The organism is Microcoleus sp. PH2017_28_MFU_U_A, from assembly GCF_020738035.1.
Lineage (GTDB): Bacteria > Cyanobacteriota > Cyanobacteriia > Cyanobacteriales > Microcoleaceae > Microcoleus.
Genome location: NZ_JAEQCX010000053.1, coordinates 18,475 through 39,764 on the forward strand (window position 1 = coordinate 18,475; position 21,290 = coordinate 39,764).

At 45.1% G+C, this 21,290-nt stretch carries 19 protein-coding genes; 11 read left to right on the forward strand and 8 right to left on the reverse strand.

Annotated elements, in window-relative coordinates; translation table 11 throughout:
• The first annotated feature begins 182 nt into the window (after positions 1–182).
• The 4 genes from JGK14_RS13345 (at position 183) to JGK14_RS13360 (ending at position 4,599) form a co-directional block, all read left to right on the forward strand.
• Entirely contained in the window at positions 183–1,406 is a 1,224-nt protein-coding gene (locus JGK14_RS13345; RefSeq protein ID WP_293210192.1) for a calcium-binding protein, read from the forward strand.
• A 994-nt stretch (positions 1,407–2,400) separates the two neighbouring features.
• Positions 2,401–2,532: a hypothetical protein gene (locus JGK14_RS13350; protein WP_293179112.1), complete on the forward strand. Its 132-nt coding sequence runs from the start codon at positions 2,401–2,403 to the stop codon at positions 2,530–2,532.
• Between the two features lie 87 nt (positions 2,533–2,619).
• Entirely contained in the window at positions 2,620–3,339 is a 720-nt protein-coding gene (locus tag JGK14_RS13355; protein ID WP_293203563.1) for a calcium-binding protein, read from the forward strand.
• A 474-nt stretch (positions 3,340–3,813) separates the two neighbouring features.
• On the forward strand, positions 3,814–4,599 hold the full coding sequence (locus JGK14_RS13360; RefSeq protein ID WP_293282171.1) for a calcium-binding protein: 786 nt from the start codon (positions 3,814–3,816) through the stop codon (positions 4,597–4,599).
• Positions 4,600–4,758: 159 nt separating this feature from the next.
• Here the strand turns inward: JGK14_RS13360 and JGK14_RS13365 are convergent, their stop codons facing one another.
• Entirely contained in the window at positions 4,759–8,382 is a 3,624-nt protein-coding gene (locus JGK14_RS13365; protein WP_325315170.1) for an eIF2A-related protein, read from the reverse strand.
• 46 nt (positions 8,383–8,428) lie between these two features.
• Entirely contained in the window at positions 8,429–9,463 is a 1,035-nt protein-coding gene (locus JGK14_RS13370) for an RRXRR domain-containing protein (protein WP_293179127.1), read from the reverse strand.
• Positions 9,464–10,077: 614 nt separating this feature from the next.
• Here JGK14_RS13370 and JGK14_RS13375 point away from each other — a divergent pair.
• The 3 genes from JGK14_RS13375 (at position 10,078) to JGK14_RS13385 (ending at position 11,874) form a co-directional block, all read left to right on the forward strand.
• Complete coding sequence (locus tag JGK14_RS13375; protein ID WP_293217899.1) at positions 10,078–11,217, forward strand: helix-turn-helix transcriptional regulator; 1,140 nt, start codon at positions 10,078–10,080, stop codon at positions 11,215–11,217.
• A 133-nt stretch (positions 11,218–11,350) separates the two neighbouring features.
• Complete coding sequence (locus JGK14_RS13380; RefSeq protein WP_293179133.1) at positions 11,351–11,566, forward strand: hypothetical protein; 216 nt, start codon at positions 11,351–11,353, stop codon at positions 11,564–11,566.
• 143 nt (positions 11,567–11,709) lie between these two features.
• On the forward strand, positions 11,710–11,874 hold the full coding sequence (locus JGK14_RS13385) for a hypothetical protein (protein ID WP_293243176.1): 165 nt from the start codon (positions 11,710–11,712) through the stop codon (positions 11,872–11,874).
• Between the two features lie 61 nt (positions 11,875–11,935).
• Here JGK14_RS13385 and JGK14_RS13390 read toward each other — a convergent pair whose 3' ends face one another.
• The gene (locus JGK14_RS13390; protein ID WP_293195781.1) at positions 11,936–12,340 is read right to left on the reverse strand and encodes a monooxygenase family protein; all 405 of its coding nucleotides are present in this window, start codon (positions 12,338–12,340) and stop codon (positions 11,936–11,938) included.
• A gap of 121 nt (positions 12,341–12,461) precedes the next feature.
• On the opposite strand from JGK14_RS13390, the gene JGK14_RS13395 reads away from it, so the two are divergent.
• The 4 genes from JGK14_RS13395 (at position 12,462) to JGK14_RS13410 (ending at position 16,890) form a co-directional block, all read left to right on the forward strand.
• Positions 12,462–13,004 carry a PadR family transcriptional regulator gene (locus JGK14_RS13395; protein WP_293179139.1) on the forward strand — a complete coding sequence of 181 codons (543 nt, stop codon included), beginning with the start codon at positions 12,462–12,464 and terminating at the stop codon, positions 13,002–13,004.
• Positions 13,005–13,132: 128 nt separating this feature from the next.
• Positions 13,133–13,522, forward strand: coding sequence for an MAPEG family protein (locus tag JGK14_RS13400; protein WP_293210188.1), 390 nt, complete (start codon positions 13,133–13,135; stop codon positions 13,520–13,522).
• Between the two features lie 439 nt (positions 13,523–13,961).
• Positions 13,962–14,912: an ABC transporter ATP-binding protein gene (locus tag JGK14_RS13405; protein WP_293198199.1), complete on the forward strand. Its 951-nt coding sequence runs from the start codon at positions 13,962–13,964 to the stop codon at positions 14,910–14,912.
• A gap of 298 nt (positions 14,913–15,210) precedes the next feature.
• Positions 15,211–16,890, forward strand: a complete 1,680-nt coding sequence (locus JGK14_RS13410; protein ID WP_293225334.1) for a hypothetical protein — start codon at positions 15,211–15,213, stop codon at positions 16,888–16,890.
• A gap of 167 nt (positions 16,891–17,057) precedes the next feature.
• Here JGK14_RS13410 and JGK14_RS13415 read toward each other — a convergent pair whose 3' ends face one another.
• The 5 genes from JGK14_RS13415 to cruF all read right to left on the reverse strand — a co-directional run bounded on the left by JGK14_RS13415 (position 17,058) and on the right by cruF (position 20,893).
• Positions 17,058–17,435 carry a hypothetical protein gene (locus JGK14_RS13415; RefSeq protein WP_293179151.1) on the reverse strand — a complete coding sequence of 126 codons (378 nt, stop codon included), beginning with the start codon at positions 17,433–17,435 and terminating at the stop codon, positions 17,058–17,060.
• Complete coding sequence (locus JGK14_RS13420) at positions 17,407–17,994, reverse strand: Panacea domain-containing protein (protein ID WP_293179154.1); 588 nt, start codon at positions 17,992–17,994, stop codon at positions 17,407–17,409. Before JGK14_RS13420 ends, JGK14_RS13415 begins: the two co-directional genes overlap by 29 nt.
• 16 nt (positions 17,995–18,010) lie before the next feature.
• Positions 18,011–18,157 carry a hypothetical protein gene (locus tag JGK14_RS13425; protein ID WP_293179157.1) on the reverse strand — a complete coding sequence of 49 codons (147 nt, stop codon included), beginning with the start codon at positions 18,155–18,157 and terminating at the stop codon, positions 18,011–18,013.
• Positions 18,158–18,160: 3 nt separating this feature from the next.
• Entirely contained in the window at positions 18,161–19,351 is a 1,191-nt protein-coding gene (gene cruG, locus JGK14_RS13430; protein ID WP_293193689.1) for a 2'-O-glycosyltransferase CruG, read from the reverse strand.
• A 603-nt stretch (positions 19,352–19,954) separates the two neighbouring features.
• Positions 19,955–20,893: a gamma-carotene 1'-hydroxylase CruF gene (gene cruF / locus JGK14_RS13435; protein WP_293179163.1), complete on the reverse strand. Its 939-nt coding sequence runs from the start codon at positions 20,891–20,893 to the stop codon at positions 19,955–19,957.
• Positions 20,894–21,290 lie beyond the last annotated feature (397 nt).

Below are 21,290 nucleotides of genomic sequence, written 5' to 3' on the forward strand. Positions count from 1 at the left end.
TTCACATTTCACTCAAATTCACAGCAAAGTCTTGAGTGCAATGCTCACCTATCGCCGCATCTGGCATCTGCAAATAGCCAATTAGATTTGCAATTTGTAGATAAGTTCTTAACGTATCGCGACACTTTCTAGCGCCCGATACAGTTCAGACAAATTCATCATTTTTTTTGGAGAAATTTAACATGGCTAAGATTCCAGGTACTCCCAAAGACGACTTACTACATGGCACTCCTGATAACGATACTCTCACAGGTTTAGCAGGCAACGACACTCTCTACGGTAAAGCAGGAGATGATGAGCTTGATGGTGGTTCTGGTGCAGACAAAATGTATGGTGGTAGCGGTAATGATAAGTACATTGTCGATAATATTGCTGACGTAGTTACTGAGTCTGCTGCCGAAGGTATCGATCTGGTGGAATCTACCGTCAGCTACACTTTAGGAGTGAACGTCGAAGACCTGCATTTGAAGGGAACCGCTGCCATTGATGCGACGGGAAACAACGCGCACAATGCTATTCTAGGTAATGATGCGAACAACTCTCTCTATGGTTTAGGCGATCGCGATTACTTATTTGGTGGAGGTGGTAACGACTTCCTAGATGGTGGTGATGGCGATGACCAAATCTATGGTGGTACGGGGGACGACATCATATATGGTCGTGCTGGTGCCGACGACATGAATGGTGGTAGCGGTAATGACCTTTATTTGGTTGATAATGTTGCTGATTTAGTTACCGAGAAAGCTGCCGAAGGTACTGATACAGTAGTCACTTCCACTATCAGCTATACTTTGGGTGCAAACGTCGAAAACCTGACCTTGAGTGATGCTGCTGATATCGATGGCACTGGTAACGAATTGAATAATTATATGCTGGGTAACGCTGGCAAGAACTTCCTCAAAGGTGAGGATGGAGACGATTTAATCAATGGTAGAGGTGGCAGAGATATCATTCTTGGTGGTAATGGAATTGACACGCTTTTAGGTGATGCTGGAAATGATGACATACAAGGCATGAAAGGTAACGATATCCTCTACGGCAACGATGATAATGACCAACTTTCTGGTGGTGGTGGCGATGACCTTCTTTATGGCGGAAATGGTAATGATGTCTTAACTGGTGGTGGCGATATCGATGCTGCTGGCAATAACATTCTCTACGGTGGTGCAGGCGCGGATGGATTCAGATTCTATTTTGCTCCTACAGGGATTGATACCATCAAAGACTTCCAAAAGAGTGAAGTTGACAAAATTGAAATTCACCGCAGTTTTGGTGCTACTTCCCTAAACCAATTCAGCTATAGCAAGACTACTGGTGATTTATTCTTCGGTCAAGTTAAGTTTGCCACTCTTGAGAATAAGCCAGCAGACTTCTTAGTATCCCGAGATATTGTGCTATTGCCATGAGGATGAATTGAATTGTATCTGAGTTAAACAGACTTGACATTAAGTCCGTTTAACTCAGATATTACACCATTTTCAATCAGCAATTTACGGGGCAGACAGGATGTTCTGCCCCCACTAAATCTTAGGTATGTTGTTGCGCTTGAGCGCTCCGGAAAGGTATGTTGTTGCGCTTGAGCGCTCCGGAAAGGTATGTTGTTGCGCTTGAGCGCTCCGGAAAGGCACGTAGTTGCGCTTGAGCGCTCCGGAAAGGTATGTAGTTGCGCTTGAGCGCTCCGGAAAGGTATGTAGTTGCGCTTGAGCGCTCCGGAAAGGCACGTAGTTGCGCTTGAGCGCTCCGGAAAGGCACGTAGTTGCGCTTGAGCGCTCCGGAAAGGCACGTAGTTGCGCTTAAGCGCTCCGGAAAGGCACGTAGTTGCGCTTGAGCGCTCCGGAAAGGCACGTAGTTGCGCTTCAGCGCTCCGGAAAGGCACGTAGTTGCGCTTCAGCGCTCTTTTATATAGCCTTTCGAGCGATAGATGAGGTATGACTGTAAATCGAGTTGTTAGGCGCATACCTTGCTACACAATAACTCTAAGGAGTGAGTTCATCCCAACAGCGTCCGCGAATCTTTCGCTCGCAGTGTTATATTTAGAAAGAGCGCTGAAGCGCAACAACGTACCTTTTGGGAAACATAAAAATCTGACGCACCCTACAAGTCTATAGTAGCGTGCTAGTTACAATACCGGATGCAAACAAAAGAGTACCCATTGGGCACTCTTTTGTTTGTTTAGATGACAGCATAACTGACTGAATGGCTGAATCTAACCCTGCTAAAAAAAAATTAAATCTTAGTAATATTTATCTTTCAATCTTAATCTATAGGTGGTTTTTTGATATTAGCTTAAGTGGCTAGCTTAACTGTCTAAATGTCCTGGACATTAGCTGTCACTCAGGACAAAGTAGATATATCAGCGTGCAGCGTTAGATTTCAACCAATCAGGAAATTACCTAAATAATGTTTAATTATTGTGGCATTTCCGATTGTTCTAATTCGCATTCAACTCAGATTCACAGCAATGTGTTTAGTGCGACGCTCACCTATCGCGACAGCTTGTATCTGTGCGATCGCAAAATCGATCGATTGTGAATCTAATTCGCAATTTGCAGATTGGTTCTGAACTTTGAGAACCAGAGAAAACAAGCAAACAAACTACAAATTTTAGGAGAAATTCCGATGGCAAAGCCAATTATCGGTACATCATTCAACGATACGTATTTGGATGGTACTAGCGGGGCTGATACTATCTATGCCTTGGCGGGTAACGACTCTTCATCTGGCGGGGCGGGCAACGATACGATGTATGGAGGGTCTGGAAATGATACCTTGTGGGGATACTCGGGCAATGACTTGATCTTCGGTGAAGAGGATAATGACTACCTCTATGGCGAACAAGGCGCGGATACCGTCTGGGGAGGTGCAGGTAATGATTATATCAACGGTAGCAATGGTTTATTCAATAGTACCGATTCTGCTGATAAACTCTACGGCGAGGGGGGTAACGATACCTTAGATGGTTGGACTGGTAACGACACCCTTTACGGTGGATATGACAACGACCTTTTGCTTGGTTCCTTCGGTAATGACTACCTCGACGGTGACTATGGCAACGACAATCTTTCTGGTGAACCAGGAAATGACACTCTCTATGGTGGTGGTGGAGCAGATAATTTCATTTTTTACTCCACCCCCGCCTATGAAGGCATTGATTTAATCCAAGACTTTCATTACTGGGAAGGTGATAAAGTCCAAGTCTCGGTAAGTGGAATGGGAGTGTCTTCAGTCAGTGAATTTCAATACAATAACAGCACTGGTGCGCTGTCGTTTAAAAACCAGCAATTTGCCAAAATACCGGGTGGATTTCGTCCCGATTCGGATATCGTCTTTGTTCCTTAGGACTTGTCGCGCTTGCTAGGACATTCCTGGACAAATTAGCTAAAAAAAACCGGGTTTTTTACCTAATCTATGGACTTCAACCAAGGATTTTGGTAAAAAACCCGGTCTTTGATTATTTGTGTGCCGGAACATAAAAAATTAACATCGGCGCTTTGAAAATTAAAAAATCTTTTGTTTGGTAGCCTTTCTTAAGTGGCTAGCTTAAGTGGCTAACTGTCCTGGACATGATTCATGGAGTTGAGTTATTTTGTTAATGTGCTGATAAGTCGCAGCACTGTTTAAATTTGTAAGAATTTTAATCAAAAGCTTGAGTCTGTTTATAGGCACTGCGACCCATAAATAGTCAGCTTGCAAATTTCATGCGACTTTACCTATTTGTTTAACTCCAAAAATTGTAATTATTTGAATTTTAATTGTTGTTAAACAATTCTAGGTTCATTATTTCAATGACAACTTTTTATCAGGTAAGACATCATGGCTTTACAACCAGATCCATCGGAACCGCGCCGCTTAATTGGTGACAATACATCCGAAAACGTTTTTTTATCGATCGCAGATACCAATAATTTTCCTTTGGGAGTCTGGATGCTCGAAGGTGACGATACAGTTAACATTTCAGCAGCTAACAATTTGGTGTATGGCAATGAAGGAGAAGACGTTCTCAGGGGAAACTCGGGTAACGATTCCTTATTTGGAGGCAGGGGGAAAGACTTACTAGGTGGAGAGGCTGGAAATGACTATCTCAGCGGAGGGCAAGATGCAGATTTGATTTATGGGTTTGGGGGAAACGATATTTTATTGGGCGGTAGAGGCAATGATTTCTTAGTTAGCGGTAATGGGTATGACACTCTTATTGGGGGTTTGGGACGAGATATTTTATTGGGATTTGATGACAATATTTCTGGGCCTAAAATAGGCAGCAACTTGTATGTCTTGCAAGCAGAACCCGGAGTTACAGATATCAATAATGCGGATCTGATTAGCCTTTTCAGAGTTGGTTTCGATCGAATTGGATTAGCAGGGGGTTTGACTGCTGGCGATGTAGTTTTGGAAAACCTGACAAATGTGACAATTATATTGGGGTTTGACGGGCCACAAGTTTTAAAAGACCAAGGTCTGACAAGTTTACTAAATCCTGGCCCTATTGTAACGACAGGAACTCTCATCAAAGTTAAAAATTCCGGCAATATATTGGGTTTTGTTGATGGTGTAACTCCAGCCCAGGTTCAAGGCAATATTATCTCGGTTCCAGGATTCTAATTGCCAATAACAAGATGGTACTCTTGACCGGATAGAATCACTTTGTTCGGTTGGATCAGTTTCGTCATAATAATCGGGGCGAAGCATTAGGATGCAAATCTAATTGAATTTATTTCAAAAATAATCGTCCAAATGCTTCTCCCATACAACTTTTAACTGTCAACTGTTTCCGATCGCACCCAACACCTCCAAAGTGGCTTTCTGAGCTTGTGTAATACCCGTGACTCCGGTAATATTCATAGCTTCATAGGGGCGATCGGCTCTGAGAGTTTTCAAACATTCACCTGTGTTGACATCCCACAGCTTAATCGTCTCATCAGCGCTGGTGCTTGCAAGAACAAAGTCGCGATTTTCTGCCTCATTCGAGACAACAGGACGCCAAGCAACAGACCAAATTTGACTTGTATGTCCCTGTAGAATTTTCGTGCATTCTCCCGTGCCCGCATCCCAGAGTCGAATAGTTCGATCGTGCGAACAACTAGCCAGCATTTCACCGTCAGGACTCCAGACTGCTGCTTTTACCATATCGCTGTGTCCCTGCAAAATTTTCAGACACTTGCCAGTACAGCTATCCCAGAGTCGGATGCTCAGATCCTGGGAAGCACTAGCAAGGGTTTGGCCATCCGGGCTCCAAGATACATATCTAATGGAACTTTCATGTCCCTGCAAGACATCCACGCATTGACCGGTGCTGCTATCCCAGAGTCGCAGATTTCCATCGTGGGAACCGCTAGCAAGGATTTTGCCGTGGGGACTCCAGGCTAAACTCCCAACCCAACTGTCATTTCCCTGCAAGATGTTCAGGCATTTCCGGTGCTTAACATCCCACAACCGAATATTCAGGCCGCCCGCCGCGCTGGCAAGAATTTGACTGTCGGGACTCCAAGCGACAGCCCAAACCCAGGCTGCGTGTCCTTCGAGGGTTGCCAAACATTGGCCGCTGCTGGCATCCCAGAGTCGAACCGTGCAGTCATCGGATCCGCTAGCAAGGGTAGTGCCATCGGGACTCCAGGCTAAACCCCAAATCCAATTGGTGTGACCCTTTAATGTTTTCAAACATTGACCTGTGCGAGGATTCCACAACCGAACCAGACGATCGCCACTGCTGCTGGCAAGGATCGTACCATCGGGACTCCAAACCGCCGCAAACATAGAATTGCTGTATCCCTGCAATGTTTTGAAATTTCGGCACTGATTCGATCGACTGCGATCGACCTCCCACAGTCGCACGGTTTGATCGTGGGAACCACTGGCGATCGTTTTCCCGTCTGGGCTCCAAGCTACAGTCACGTTCCAAATCGAATTGCTGTCTCCCTGTAAGGTTTGCAAGCATTGACTGCTTTCTATATCCCAGATCGCGATATTCTGGTCTCCGCTAGCGCTGGCGAGCATTCTGCTATCGGGACTCCAGGCGACTGAAAATACTGCCCGATCGTCTCTTTGCAAGGTTTTGAGACATTTACCGCTGTCGGCATCCCAAATCTTCACGGTTCGATCTTGACTCCCTGTGGCGAGAAGTTCTCCGTTGGGACTCCAAGCAATTGACCAAATTCCATTAGTATGTTCGGATAAGATTTTCAGGCACTCACCATTCTGTATATCCCAGACTCGAACCGTTCCATCTAAGGAAGCACTGGCGAGGATTTGACCGTCGGGACTCCAAGCAACAAACATCACCCAATTACTGTGGCCCTGCAAAATCTGGCAACATTCTTTGGTACGAGTATCCCACAGTCGAATCTGGCGATCGTCCCCGCTAGCAAGGATGTGTCCGTGCGGCTGCCATGCTAGGGTTCTGATGGTAGTCTGATGTCCTTGCAAGATTGCCAAACAACTTTCTGATTCAATACTCCACAGTCTGATAGTTCGATCGGCACCGCCGCTGGCGAGGACATACCCTGCTTCGTTTCCCCCGTTAAGAGGCAAGGGAAAGAGACTCCAAGCCAGCGCCCAAACCCAACCGTGATGCGATCTAAATATGGCTCTGGATTGTCCGTTAGAAACTTGCCATAGGGACACCAGATTATTGCTATCTCCAGTTGCTAGCAGTTGACTGTCGGGGCTAAATGCAACCCTTAAAATACTGCCTAACGGTTGGGTAAACCGCGATTTTGATAGGTCAGAATGGGTGAAATTGACTCGATGCAGGTTCACATCCTGAAGATCGGCTTGCCAAATGCTGAGATAGGAAAAGTCGTAGTCAGTTAGGTCAATCTGAAGGTGGCGTAATAGATTGATAATATTGCCACCAGTGTATCCAGCCTGATTCGGACACTCGGTTTGCAGGCGATATAGAATTTGTTTTAGTTGATATGCGATGTCTTTTTGAGAACCCAATTGACTCAGCAACCGATCGCTCAGTGGCTTTAAAATCATGCGATTTTGGCTGTCGCGAATGTAGTCTTTGTCCTGTGCTTTGATTAAGGCATGGGTTTGCAATAGGGAAGAATTTGACAATGGAGTCGGCGATGAGCGATCGGCAATTTCGTCACAAATGCGATCGATCAGTGTCTGCGTGACATATTCCATCACCACAGGTTGTAATGTAAACTGACCTGCGTTAGTTTCAATCAACGATCGCCATTTCAAATTTTGCAGGGCTTCCATCAACTGCGTTTGGGATATGCCAGCATTCAAATCTTCTCGAAGTTCGGCAAAGAAAACCCATTCGCGATCGATCGCCAACCAGCACATTACTTGATTCTCTAAGATTGAAAGACGATTGCATTGTTGTTGAATTAAATCTGCAACATCGCCAAATACAGTAACGTTTTGTTCTAGGAAAAGAGCAATATTGCCGCTGAACAAATCTCGAATGGTGGTGGCAACGATTTTTAAGGCTAGGGGATTGCATCGATAGCGATCGCACAAATCCTGTTTTTGACTGTCCGATCCAGTTAATTCCGTCGCCTCAATCAATGCTTCGGAGGCTTCTGGACAACCGCCCAAGGACAAGCTTTGTACTGCTAAGTCGCCCGCTTCCGATTGAGCAAATTGAGGGCATTTTTCCCTGGTGGTTAACACCAAACAGCTTTGATGGCGAGTTTCGGCCACCGCGCGCAACATTTCTCCGTAAGCTTCATAGCCGGGACGATATTGTCCACTCTGATCCCCTGGTTGTGACAGGCTTTCGGTATTGTCTATAACGATCAGACAGCGATGATTCCGCAGACACTGAATCAAGCTGCTAATTTCTGCTTTTGTATCCTGTTGTCCTGAGAGAAATGAGACTAATTCTGCTAAGAAAATTTCCGGCGGCGGGGCATTGCGGAGGCTTCGCCAAATGACGTAGCTAAATTGGTTTTGTAGCTGTTCTGCTAATTTGACAGATAAAGCGGTTTTCCCGATGCCACCAATCCCAAAAATACACACCAACCGACAATTATCTTGTAAAATCCATTGGGTGAGGGTGGTAAGTTCTGCGGTACGCCCGTAAAAGCGGGAAACATCTATGGCTTCTCCCCAATTTTGGGCGATCGACTTTACAGGCTGGCGTTCTGCGGTTGTTGGTTCTGGCTGGATGTAGTCTTGCTCGGTTATAGTCAGGTTAAAGGCGCGAAATAACTCTTCTAGGGTTTGGCGATCGACTGCTGCTTTGCCACTTCGCAGCCGTCCGATCGATCGAGCACTGAGCCCTGTCAAATTGCTTAATCGCTCTAATGTGTAAGCAGAACCGCCATTTTCAGCAATGGCTAATTGTTCCTGGGTATTCTGTAGACGCTGCAAACCCCAATCTGAAAGAATCACGCCTCGGCGCTTGCGCTTTTGCGGCAGTTTAGTCATCAGAAAAATCGGTGTGAAACCCCGTCCTTATAGGACGGCTTTACAATTAATTGGCAATGCGCCACGAGTTCGGGGACAAAAACTTACAATCTCCCGGCAACGCATTTTGGCACAACCGCTTGCCAGTCCCTAAACTGTGCAAACTAATTGTTTTCCGGTTTGGGTCTTTTTTCGTTGGTGACGCTTGCCAGCCACCGACATAGCAAAACCCATACTTGGGATGTTTGACGATTGAGCCGCGTTTAAACCCTGCGCTAATCGTACCGCCATATCTAGAACGAATATGACCGGGAGCGTGTTGCAATCGATGTAGCTGTCTTCTGTGAAACTCCAGAGGCATCACTTCTATCAACACTGTGTTATCGGGTTCAAAATGTCCTCCAACATACCAATTAGCAAGCACCCAAGAATCAACGCAGTGAGCCTCAAATTTGTTTGACAATTTCTGCTTTGATTTCTTGAGTCCCAGACTTTGACGCAGATTGTAGGTATCGTTACCCGTTTTGATTTCAAGGTGTGCAATACGAGTAAGTTCCCGATAAAACCAGCGTTTGCCTACTTCCAGAGGGCTAAACGACACGTTCCACTTGCGTGCGTTTTTCCTCTTTCGGGCTTTGATATCTTCGACGACGAAAGTTGATACCGGAAACATCAAGGTTAGCCATTTAGCTATTCTTAATTTCCACTGCCACCTCGCCTTAGTCGATGGGGGCAGGCGATGTTTGTTGACCAGTCGGTTTGCTCGGTTTTGGCGGCATGGCGTCTTGCGAAAACGTCTGGCGCGTCGCATATTTCGCCGTGTCTCAATATGGTCTTTCACCCAATCGACGGCGTGGGTTTGCACGTTGAGGTAGGCATGAGCTTTGGATTTGACTGTAAAAGCTTCTCGCTTTGAACCTGGGTCAATACCAACTGCTATTGGTTGGCGGTGCGTGTTTGATGGTTCTACATTGAGTCGAACGCAAAACACTCCTTTTTTCCAAAATGGGGTGGCGATGCCCGCCTTAATCCAACGCCGCGCACGACTTGGCGTAGTAGGCATTAGCGGTCTGTTTTCACTATCTAGAACTGGTACAAACATTTACGGTAAGTCTCTTGCGAGTATATATTTCCCTTCGACACTGACAGCTATAGAGGTTAAAAACTAGGGAGGCATTCTTGACGTATTTCGAGCTACCACGCCCAGGCTGTTCAGTTTTTTGTCCCAACGATGCGGTTGGCGTCTAGACACTATTTTAGTCTCAAATTAAGAAGTTGGTGAATCTCCCTCTTTCAAGCCCCATGCCTTAAGGCAGGGGTTAGTGACATTTTAACTATTTCAACTATTCCAACTTGAACTTAGGACTTGTTGTTACATTCGTAGTGTCATTTAACCGCTATAAGATTCGATCGCGCGTGCGTCGGGAGTGTCCGCTCTCAAGCTGCGGACTGAAGTCCGCACTACAAACCGTTTTTGTTATGTTAATCAACTGTCAACTGTCCCAGGTCAACTGTCAACTGTCCCAGGTCAACTGTCAACTGTCCCAGGTCAACTGTCAACTGTTTTTAAAGCTTGTCATATCTCAAATCTAGATTCAACCCGTCATTTGCCGTAGTCAATTGTTACAAAAAAGATACAAAAGCATCTATTTCTCCTCGCAACTCGTCTTACTCTATATCGAGTCCGAATGATTAGCGACTATTTTATCAGGGACAATGCAACACTTAACTCAGCATGATTTTCAAATTTTTTCAGGATGCCTACAGGAACTATACAAAACTTGTAGCGTTGAGGATTTCTCATCTCATCTGCTGGCGATCGTCTCGAAGGTTATTTCCGCAGTAGATTACACCTACACCACCCTCTCCTTCGAGAATAGCAAGACTACCTCCCTCGACTATAAACCCGCCCCTGGGTTCGATCGCCTTGATACAGTGAATTTTGAGAAAGTTGCTCACCAGCATTTTTACGAAAACCCTCTAGTCGGTAATTATCTCCGAACTCGTGACAATCGAGCGCATAAGGTTTCAGACTTCTTAAACGAGCAGCAACTGCACCGTCTGGAAGGATTGTATGGAAAGGTGATGCAGCCTAGAGGAATCAAGGATCTGATCGCAGTTTCACTACCTCTTGCTTTGGCTGCTAAATCTGCGAGCAAGCTCTACTCTGGACAAGATGATATTATTGCGATTACACTTTTGGGAGATCGGATTTTTACTGAGCGCGATCGCTATTTATTCAATTTACTGCACCCTCATCTGGTACAAGCCCAGCAAAACATGAATCAGTTTACCCAAATAGAACAGGAGTGGGTAGAACAGCGTCATACTCTGGAGGCATTAGGAATTATTTCTCTCAACGGAGATGGGCAAGTTCAATTCATGAGCGAACGAGCTTTGCATTGGCTGAAACAGTATTTTCAAGACTCACATTTTTCAACAAAATGTTTGCCAGACAATTTGCAGAGATGGGTTAAATATCAGTTGTCGCTGGTAACACCAAGTGATGAAATCCCTGCACCTCATTTACCGCTGAAATTAGAACAAGCAGGAAAACAATTAATTGTACGCTTTCTGACTGAGCAACCGCTGGAAAGATATCTATTGTTGCTTGAAGAAGAGGAGTTTTTAACTCTATCATCCGTATCTTTGGAATTCCTAGGATTAACCAAGCGGGAAACAGAAGTATTGTTTGAGGTGACGCAAGGTAAGACTAATCCAGAAATTGCGGCAACACTGAGTCTGAGCATTGGTACAGTCAGAAAGTATTTAGAACATATCTACTCAAAGCTGGGAGTACAAACTCGTGCGGAGGCGGTAGTAAGTGCTTTGAAACAGCTTGGGAAACTTCGTTAAAGTGGGAATTTACTGATTGTATTCCCAAAGGAGTTGTTAGGATGGATAAGAATTCCGGCTTCTTAGTAGAATCGGCTCATTTTCCAAAATCGATTTCTATCTCTCTTTGGTTACTTTAGGTGATTTAAAAATCATGTCAAATCTTGTGAATCCAGAAGATTATGATTCGATCGCCCAGACGAATGACGAGTCGATCGCACTTGCGATCGCGATTACGGTAATTCCTCAAGAAAACCGGTACACACTGGTTTTTGCGAGAATCTCCCAAGTGCGATCGAACATTTGCTCGATCGAATGGTGCGGCCCTCAGTCGATTGTAGATTTTCAACAGTTGACAGTTGACAGTTGACAGTTGACAGTTTGAGAGCTACCTCTACCCTTAAGTCAGAGAATTGGAGTAATGAATCGTCTTTTTAATTTCTCCCTCAAATGGTTCCGGCTTTCAACCAATTCTTTCTGGTAGATTTTAGATTTACTTTTTTTTAGCGAAAGATGAGAATACCACAGCAAAAGCAGATCGAGCTAATTGATTTTAGCCGAGAACTGACATCAGATTTTCTGTTACCTCAGCGGGAGCATCTCAGTTTTGCATTTGTAGTGCTGTCGGGAGCTCGCGTGCTTTATAAAGCACGCGAGCGAGACGCTCGCACTGCGTAAAAAATGCTTTTTACCAAATTGGGATGCTGCCCGAACATCAAGCTACTTGGCACGTTATTGCTCATTTTGCAAAACTAGGATAAAGCGTTGCCATCCCTTGCGGTTCGTGGCTGTATTTCCCACTTTGCGAAGGTGTGTATGTCTCGTTATACAAACAGAGGCTATCAGGATTTTTCAACACAAACTGCATCATCCGCCGATGGGCTTCACCTCGGAAAAACTGTTTCAGATCGGCTTCTGAACGCCAGTAACTCACCATAATCACTTCCTTTGGCCCACAAATTCCTGCTTTCACTTGCACGCAGCCTTCAGCTTTACCAGTCGAAGTGCCGATCGACACTAGATTTTTCCACATCCAGAAAAACCCCGCGCGATCGCGTGCCACAAAGCCGTTGACAAACACCACTGCTTCCGCGCGATCGGGCAAATCGATCTGGTAAATCGAATATCTGTTTGCATTTGCCATCTTCAAACTCCTTGAAAATCTTACTACCTGGAAGTTACATATTCAATCTCACGACTATTCACTAAATTGAATATACAATTTATGATATATTCAACTTAGTGAGTATGTCAACCCCTAGCCTATGTCTCTTAGCTATGCCATTCTGTCAGTCTTAGTAAGCGCTCCCAGCAGTGGTTACGACCTAGCCAAGCGCTTCAATCCCTCTGTGGAAGGATCGGTTGGTTTTTTTTGGAGTGCCAGCTTCCAGCAGATTTACCGAGAATTGAGCCGCCTCGAAGAAAAGCAGTGGCTGCAAGCCGAATCCGTACAGCAGGAAAATCGACCCGACAAACGTATCTATACCGTGACGGGATTGGGTAAACAGCAGTTGTGTCAATGGATTGCTGAGTCGGAGGAGATGGCACCAATCAAAGATGAGTTACTCGTCAAACTCTATGCTGGGTATCTGGTGTCTCCTCAGATAATCGTGGCAAAACTCGAAGTGCACCGCCAGCAACATCAGCAGCGATTAATGATTTATCAACAAATTAAGACTCAGGAATTTACAAATCCCCAAAAGTTGTCAAACAGCCTAAAATTTCAGTACATGACTTTACTGCGCGGGATTCACTACGAAACAGGCTGGCTAGCTTGGTGTGACGAGATCCTGCTGTTGCTGCAATAAGTGCAAGGCGAAGGCAATTTTTTACTAAAATTCTGCAATTTTCTCCTAGATTCCTGAGTGGTAACTTTTCTAAAGTATTAGCAGCAGTTTCGCCCGGTAGAAAGATGATCCAAATTCAACCGACAAATATGACTTTCCCTCTTTGGGGTTTGGTAATTTTCATTTTGTGGACGATCGCAATTGTCATCGCCCTCATAGCAGTCAGGATTCGGCATCTATCTGCGGGCGGATCTCCCAAAGATTTTGGTACACAAAACGATGAAAGCTTGCTGTGGCGACTATTTAGAGTACAATCTAACTTGATAGAAAACCTGCCTTTGTATTTGGGAGTTTTTTTTCTGCTAACAGTTAGGGGCGTCTCTGGAATAGCCGTAGATTCGCTGATTGTTGCCTACATCGTATTTCGGCTGCTGCATTCAATGATTCACATCGCCGGTCTCAATCCTATGTTTAGGGTATTAAGCTTAGGGATGCAGTTAAGCTGCTTGGTAGCCTTAATTGTTATGGCAGTTTTGTAGTTGATGACTTACACAACGAACACATATATTGTAGGGTGCGTCAAGCCCACAATCTAATTATTTCGCACGCAGCCTAAGTCTGACGCACCTTACTTACAAGTCTATAGATCGTCTAAAATTACTGTCTGTGATTTCGCTAACCAACCTAAATTATGGAATCGCGTTAGCAATCTTTGGCTGGTATAATAATAAGCTGTTTTAGTTTTTACATTTTGGACTGACTCGCGTCCCCAGGCCACAAAAGTTGGATTATTTTTGAGATTTAGTTTAAATACTGAGCGAGCTTATTTTTAAACATAAATCGTAATCTTTTTAAAATTTAACAGTTAATTTTCCGCAATCCCCCTGACAACTGCTGTATCAAAAGGCTAAGCTAGATACAAGCTTAAACTTCCTTTTCTAGAGACAAACCGCAGCCAATTTCACTCGCCTTTTAACTATGGCAAAAGAATTAGCAATAGACACTCGCGGACTTACCAAACAATTCGATCGCCATATTGCCGTCAATGACATCGACTTGCAAGTCGGCGCCGGGGAAATCTGTGGCCTCATCGGCCCCAACGGTGCGGGCAAAACTACCTTGCTGCGAATGTTGGCCTCCGCTGAAGAACCTACTACAGGGGAGATTTACATCAACGGCAAACGCTTGTTGCGCGATCGATCTAATCCCACTCTCAAACAGCGCATCGGTTTTCTTCCCGACGATTTTCCGCTTTACGACGATTTGACTGTTTGCGATTATTTAGATTACTTTGCCAGACTCTACAACCTGCGACAACCCCGGCGCAGAGAGCGCATCTATGCAGTTTTAGAACTCGTGCAATTAACCAACAAGCGCAACAGCTTAATTTCCACTCTGTCGCGGGGAATGAAGCAGCGCCTGAGTTTGGGGCGCACGATTATTCACGAACCGCTGTTGTTGCTGTTAGACGAACCAGTTTCGGGTTTAGATCCGATCGCGCGATCGCAATTTCGCGAAATCATCAAATCCTTGCAACAAGCCGGCATGACCGTAGTCATATCATCCCACGTTCTCAGCGATTTAGCCGAACTTTGCACCTGGGTAGGGATTATGGAATTGGGCTATCTTGTGGAAAGCGCCCCTTTACAAGAACTTTACAAACGCCTCGGGAAACAGCAAATTTTCCTGTCAACTTTGGGCAATTTAGAAGGGTTGACATCCGAACTCAAGAACTTTCCTTGGGTTGAAAGTTGGGAAATAGTGCCGGAAACTCAGCAGGTGTGCGTTCATTTTTCAGGAAGCCGGGAAGATGCAGCGAATTTATTGCGATCGCTCGTCAATGCCAATATTCCCCTCACAGAATTTCACTGCACTCAAGAAGACTTAGAAACTATCTTTCTGAAAATGGGACACAAACAAGCATCTTAAATAGCCTTGGACGCACGGGCGGTCAAAAACCTGGTTTTTACCAAAATCTTTCATCGGAGCCACGAGACTCACAAAAAAACCCGGTTTCTGTGGTCTAAATGCGTTCAATGGGTGCATCTGGGTTTTGAAGAGGGCGAAGCATGACCGCATATAAGTTATTAGTTATAATCCCATATTGACTGCGGTCATGCTTCGCCCCTACAAACATATTTGCCTTGCGCCAGATGCACCCAGTTCAAGACTATTAAATAAATCACCCGATTTCCAATTGTTCACTCACAACTCAAAACAATTATCTATGACTCTCAACTTGCTAGACACAATCGGTAACTGGAATTCCCAGTTATTTCGAGAACTTAAAGGCCGGCTGAAAATGGGCAATATTGCGATCGCCAGCGTCCTTTCCCTCAGCAGTCAACTGGTGCTGTTTTTGTCGTCGAGGAGCCAGATACCCGTTGCGCCTCTTCCCAGCGATTACAAGTACCCCATTCATCACAGATTCTGCACTGGATTTGATGGCAATACCAAAGGTGATTCAATCAAGTGTATCCAAGATGCGGCAGGAAATTTCATCATTAACTGGCCCTCTTGGTGGCTAGAAATATTCGTTTACCTGAGCATATTTAGTGCGATCGCACTTTTAGTAGCCGGCACTTATATGCTTGTGAGCGACTTAGACAAAGAGGAACGTCGAGGTACACTCAACTTTATTCGCCTCAGCCCCCAATCTGCCAACACAATTTTTCTGGGTAAAATTCTCGGCGTCCCAATTTTACTGTATCTGGCAGCAATTCTTGCTGTACCGCTGCACCTGTACAGCGGATTAGCAGCTCAAATACCTCTGCATCATATTTTATGTTTCGACATAGCAATGGTAGCTAGCTGTGCTTTATTTTACAGCGGTGCAATGCTATTTGGTTTAACAACCAGTTGGTTGGGAGGGTTTCAGCCTTGGCTGGCTAGTGCTGCGGTTTTGGGTTTTATTAGCACAGCTTTTAAGGCACCATCAGTCGGCAATGCTGCGGACTTGTTAGCATTTTTCTCTCCGGCTGCTGTCTTGAAACAGGTAGCTTATCAAGTTAATGAGTCATCCCATTCTAACCTTAACTGGTTAACTGAGGAGTTCGATAGTCTGGAATGGTTCCATTTGCAGATTGGCAAAAATCTTGTGTCTTCTACCGCCTTATCTTTATTGATTTGTGCAGTGGCAACCTATTGGATATACCAGGGATGGCAGCGTCGCTTTCCCAACCCCACCGCAACTGTTTTGAGCAAGCGACAAAGTTATTTGCTGGTGATTTCCTATCAGTCAATAATTTTAGGATTTGCACTCCAATCAAATAAATACTCCCTTGATGAAATCGTCTGTTTGTCGATCCCAAATTTGATGGTTTTTTTAGCTTTGATTGCGGCTTTAACCTCGGAAAGACAAGCTTTGTATGATTGGGCGAGGTATCGGAAACAAATCGTTCCGAGTAGTCAGAAGTTGTGGCGCAAATACCCAATACTCGATTTAATTTGGAGCGAAAAAAGTCCAGCACCAATTGCAATAGCAATCAATCTCCTCAGTTCGACAATGATTTTAACACCTTGGCTGCTGGTGAATCACACCGCTTTTCCTGCGATGATTGCGTTTATCAATCTTATCCTGATTTACGCCGGCCTCACTCAGCTATTCATGTTCGCAAAAATCCGAAATCAAGCAGTTTGGGCGACTTGTACAGTCGGAGGGGCTATCCTTTTACCACCAATTATTTTGTCTGTGCTTTCCCTCTACCCAGCAAAAGCTCCTTTCATTTGGCTGTCTTTAGTATTTCCCATCTTTGGATCTTCATCTGCCTTGAGAGACCAGTCAATATATGACATTTGTGTCTCGATACTCTGCCAGTGGACTGTGTTGGTGCTGCTGAATCTGCAATTGAGGAGGCAACTCCGAATCGCTGGGGAATCGGCATCTAAAGCTTTGCTGAAGGCTTGAAAAAGGGAGAATGCAGTGCGCCCCGATCGCAATCGGTGGGCATTCCTGACCTCAAAAACCCGGTTTCTTTGTAGATTTATCGTCAACGCAAAACTCGTAGAAACCGGGTTTAAAGCTATCTTTGGAGCGGCAATTAAACTCTCCGAAGTCTTGTTCAGTTTGTTGATTTAAAATTCTAAAATTTCTCTAAGTACACTCTTTAAATCCGCATCAGCAGGACGTTTTGAAAACTGCTCGTGACTGTAAATCCAAACGAGTTTAATAATACAAGTAGTTGCGTTAACTAAGTACATTAGTCTAATCTGTCCCGAAGCTCCTTTAGCAATCCTAAAATCTATCTTGTGAAATGTCCATTCTTCTGGCAACTTAATTTTTCCCGGTAAAGGCTCATTACGGGAATTGTTTGGATATTGGTAATCAATTAATTCTTCCAAAACTTTTGAAATTATTTCAACAAAGCTAGCTCCGTGAATTTTTGCAAGTTTTTTAAAGGAACGGTTGAAATTGTCGGAAGCTTCAATCGAGAAGGGAGTTGAGCCACTCATGGACTTCTCCTTTTTCAATACGATTTGATGATTCGGAATCAAAGGTATCCTTCAAAACTTCAGACATTGCTAGTTCGTATGCGGGGTGCTTGCGCTCTATCAAATCGAGCTTCTGATAACCTAATGCTTTCATGTCTTCGAGAAGAATTGGCTCCGTTGAACTTGCTTCAGGAAGTAGACCTTTACGAGCTTTTTTCCAAGGAAATTCACCGTGAGTCATATTGCTTAATCCATAAGCATGATAACCACCGAAATATCCCCAAATTTCTTCTAAAAGCTCTTGCTTATCAGAGGTAAGCTGCAATAAGGATTCTTTGTTAGGAATAGGTAGCTGGCTAGCTTCAAACTCACTGTAAAACCTATAAGCAGGAGGACAAACAGGGCCGTAGCGCCATGCTTGGATTTCTTCTCCAAAGAAGGCCTCATCATAGAGTGCCAAATGCAAGCTCTGTGCGTAGTATAAAAGCTTCTGAATCTTCATATTAGTCATGTCAGCTTCTATACCATCTTCATAAGCTCTGATAATGAAGTAGCGAGCCAAATTGAGACAGTCGATCATAGCTCCGACCCTCAGTCTAGAACAAATACTTTTCGATCGCCAGATTGGCAGCATATCGATACATACTATTATAATTGAAACTGAGTCGCGAGTGTAATATCAAATCAGCCGATCGCACAAATGTAAATTCGATCGCCCATTCCAATCGCGATCCGCCTCTCATAAGCTAACTATACTTGCGGCCGCGCCACTGAGTCGGCTGATTAAACGCAGAAATTAGAATCCGCACAAACGCTAACGGATCGGCTAAAGGTGACAGCCAAAATAGCCATTTACCAGAAGCTTGGGTGCGATCGTAACTCGGAGCGATCGCGAAACACAAAGCCGATCGCACCGCAACCAAAAATACATTCAATCCCCACAGCCCAAACTGCCCAGATACAGCGATCGCAGGTAGGGAACCCGATAGCAAATACCAAAGGACGATCGGCACCGGCAAACCTTGAACCGCCAACAACAGCCACAAATCGCCCCAAATTTGACCGCCAGAAGCAGCATCTTTCAAATCGAGCGATCGACCCCATTCATTCCAAGTCTCGATCGCCCCCTCATACATCCGCACCTTCAAGACTTTCGCCCCATCCAAAAAGCCCACCTTAAAGCCCTGAGCCGCAGCATAGCGAGCCAGAGTCACATCATCGCAAAAAGAACCTTTTGCGACTTCATAGCCCCCTAAAGCCACCAAAACCTCGCGCTTACAGAGGAAACACTGACCGTTTGCCATCACCCGTTCCGGCACATCCCCGCCGGTTCCCGTGGGGCCGAAGCGATACACCAAAGTCATTAACAGCGCAGGTTGCAGCCACAACTCGCCCGGATACTTGAGGATGAACTGCGGCGACAGCGAAATCAAATCGTAATTTCCAGCAGCAGCAGTTTTGAGCAAACTTGCGATCAAACCCGGATGCGGCTGAGTATCCGCATCTATCCCCAAAATCCACTCGCACTTCTCGGAAGTTGCCAAAAAACCCCAATTCAGCGCCCACGGACGCCCCACCCAACCAGGCGGTAACGGATCGTCGTTAATTAAGCGAAACCGGGGGTCTTTTTCGGCGGCAGCTTTGACTAAATCCCCTGTTCCATCTACCGAATAGCTGTCAACAACTACCACCTCTCGGAGCTCGTAACTTTGGTGACTCAATCCTTCCAAACAAGGTGCAATTCTTTCTGCTTCGTTCAAAGTCGGCACCACCGCAGTACAAGCACCCAACAAGTCCAGCGTCGGGGAATCTGGTTCCAGGGGCGGGATGCGCGAGGGGCCTTTAATTAACCGCGACATTAAAAGGGCGGTAGCGGGTAATTGCAACAGCAAAAGTGCGGCAGGGATGATGATTGTCAGGTGGTTAGGATCGATCATAGGATTTTAGATTTTAGATTTTAGATTTTCAATTGAATAATTTGGAATTACGGCTGGTGTCAATTTGAAAAATTTAATCAACTTTTGATATCATGTCCTGTCGCTTACCACAACAAAAACGGTTCGTAGTGCGGACTTTAGTCCTCAAGATCGGAGCGGACTAAAGTCCGCACTACGAACGAATATTATTGCGGTTAATCGACGATCGGACACGCTATGACCTCAAACATATTAACGGTTCGTAGTGCGGACTTAAGTCCGCAGCCTGAGTGCGGACTTTAGTCCGCACTACGAACGAATATTATTGCGGTTAATCGACGCTCGGACACGATATGACCTCAAACATATTACAGGAATTTGGCATGAAAATATAATTGCTGAAAAACCCGGTTTCTTGTTAAAACCGGGTTTTTAAATTAGCTCAAAATTTCCTGTGAATTTTTGCCAAATCAGCAGTGAGCTCGTGTCCGCTCAATTACCATAACAAAAACGGTTCGTAGTGCGGACTTAAGTCCGCAGCCTGAGTGCGGACTAAAGTCCGCACTACGAACGAATATTATTGCAGTCAATCGACCGGAAACGATATGATTCCTCATCAGCCGCTTACTTCCGCAAAGCGCCTACGCGCTGAGATGGAATTTCAGCTTTGAGAGCAGATTCCAAAGACGGAATTGCTTCTGTTATGTCATCTGCTGCGGGTTTAGCGATCGAGCTTAATACGATCGCCGGAACTACACCCAGAAGCACAGCTAGCGATGTCGGGAACCAGAACCGAGAATCCAAGGAAGTGACAGTGATAATCGCTCCGAAAGCAAAGTTTACCAAATAAACAATTAAAGGCAAACTCAATTCCGATCGCTCTAATTTTATCGAAGTTTTTCTCCAAAAGAAAGCTGCTACAGACATAAACAGCGCCCCGGTACCCATCCAGCCCGCCAAATTGCGGTAAGGCATCCCAAAGAAAGCGCCAAGTTCCTCAAACTCCCAAAAAGGTACAGAAGTTTGACTCATCGCCGGATCTAGTACAAAATCCCAAGCTGTCAATAATAGAGCGCCAAGGGCGATCGCGCCTATTTGGCGCACCCAATTCAATTCGCCTTTACCACCAGCCAGCCCAGCGCGAGCAATTATATATGAAACCAGTCCTAGATAAAACCACGACATGGGAATTGTAAACGGCACCAGCCCTGCAATTTTGTAGCCCAACCCGCTTAAATAGTGGTAATGGCCGAAGGGAAAACCCGTACTCGTTCCCAACAACTCGCTACTCAAAGATAAAAACACAGAAGGCAGCAAAAATGTCAGAGTTGCACCCAGCCCCAACGTCCGATAGGCATAGAGAGCAACCGCTGCTGCGCCAAAAATGATATAAACTACTCCACCCCCAGCCATCCCCCATTGGAACAAAGTTTGTCCGGCGGGCGATAAATTCATCACGAATTCGGGATGGGGTAAAATCAGCAGCAACCCTGCCAATCCAAAGGCCATTGACAAGACGTGGGCAATCAGGCAAAAGCGCTCAGCTATCAAAAGTTGCTTCATGGGACTCCTCGAAAAAATATTAGATGCAGAAAGCACTCGTTACAGTTTACAATTTTTTACAATAAACCAACACCAATAGGGCACCGGCATTTTTCCAAGATTTGCGCCCAAGCCCGAGAAACCCGGTTGCTGATTGAGTGTCTGGTTGCAACAAGCCTATACAAAATTGCAAAAATAGCTGGGAAGATCCCCAGAACCCGTCCCAAAAATCAGCAGTCATTACACAAATTAGGTACGTTGTTGGGATGCGAGCCCTCTTTGCTTAGATCTTATGAAAGAGCGCTGAAGCGCAACTACATACCTTGGCCCAAGCACGAGCCAATCTTCGATCGATAATTTTGGTATGTTGTTGGGATGGGAGCACTCTTTGCTGAGATCTAGGAAAGAGCGCTGAAGC

Bases quoted from the DNA above. Each gene is read 5' to 3' on its own strand.
- JGK14_RS13395 (WP_293179139.1), top strand. From the start codon at position 12,462: ATGTCTCTTAGCTATGCCATTCTGTCAGTCTTAGTAAGCGCTCCCAGC.
- JGK14_RS13420 (WP_293179154.1), bottom strand. From the start codon at position 17,994: ATGATCGACTGTCTCAATTTGGCTCGCTACTTCATTATCAGAGCTTAT.
- JGK14_RS13390 (WP_293195781.1), bottom strand. From the start codon at position 12,340: ATGGCAAATGCAAACAGATATTCGATTTACCAGATCGATTTGCCCGAT.
- JGK14_RS13410 (WP_293225334.1), top strand. From the start codon at position 15,211: ATGACTCTCAACTTGCTAGACACAATCGGTAACTGGAATTCCCAGTTA.
- JGK14_RS13375 (WP_293217899.1), top strand. From the start codon at position 10,078: ATGCAACACTTAACTCAGCATGATTTTCAAATTTTTTCAGGATGCCTA.
- cruG (WP_293193689.1), bottom strand. From the start codon at position 19,351: ATGATCGATCCTAACCACCTGACAATCATCATCCCTGCCGCACTTTTG.
- JGK14_RS13400 (WP_293210188.1), top strand. From the start codon at position 13,133: ATGACTTTCCCTCTTTGGGGTTTGGTAATTTTCATTTTGTGGACGATC.
- JGK14_RS13370 (WP_293179127.1), bottom strand. From the start codon at position 9,463: ATGTTTGTACCAGTTCTAGATAGTGAAAACAGACCGCTAATGCCTACT.
- cruF (WP_293179163.1), bottom strand. From the start codon at position 20,893: ATGAAGCAACTTTTGATAGCTGAGCGCTTTTGCCTGATTGCCCACGTC.
- JGK14_RS13345 (WP_293210192.1), top strand. From the start codon at position 183: ATGGCTAAGATTCCAGGTACTCCCAAAGACGACTTACTACATGGCACT.
- JGK14_RS13380 (WP_293179133.1), top strand. From the start codon at position 11,351: ATGTCAAATCTTGTGAATCCAGAAGATTATGATTCGATCGCCCAGACG.
- JGK14_RS13355 (WP_293203563.1), top strand. From the start codon at position 2,620: ATGGCAAAGCCAATTATCGGTACATCATTCAACGATACGTATTTGGAT.
- JGK14_RS13365 (WP_325315170.1), bottom strand. From the start codon at position 8,382: ATGACTAAACTGCCGCAAAAGCGCAAGCGCCGAGGCGTGATTCTTTCA.
- JGK14_RS13425 (WP_293179157.1), bottom strand. From the start codon at position 18,157: ATGAGAGGCGGATCGCGATTGGAATGGGCGATCGAATTTACATTTGTG.
- JGK14_RS13405 (WP_293198199.1), top strand. From the start codon at position 13,962: ATGGCAAAAGAATTAGCAATAGACACTCGCGGACTTACCAAACAATTC.
- JGK14_RS13385 (WP_293243176.1), top strand. From the start codon at position 11,710: ATGAGAATACCACAGCAAAAGCAGATCGAGCTAATTGATTTTAGCCGA.
- JGK14_RS13360 (WP_293282171.1), top strand. From the start codon at position 3,814: ATGGCTTTACAACCAGATCCATCGGAACCGCGCCGCTTAATTGGTGAC.
- JGK14_RS13350 (WP_293179112.1), top strand. From the start codon at position 2,401: ATGTTTAATTATTGTGGCATTTCCGATTGTTCTAATTCGCATTCAACT.
- JGK14_RS13415 (WP_293179151.1), bottom strand. From the start codon at position 17,435: ATGAGTGGCTCAACTCCCTTCTCGATTGAAGCTTCCGACAATTTCAAC.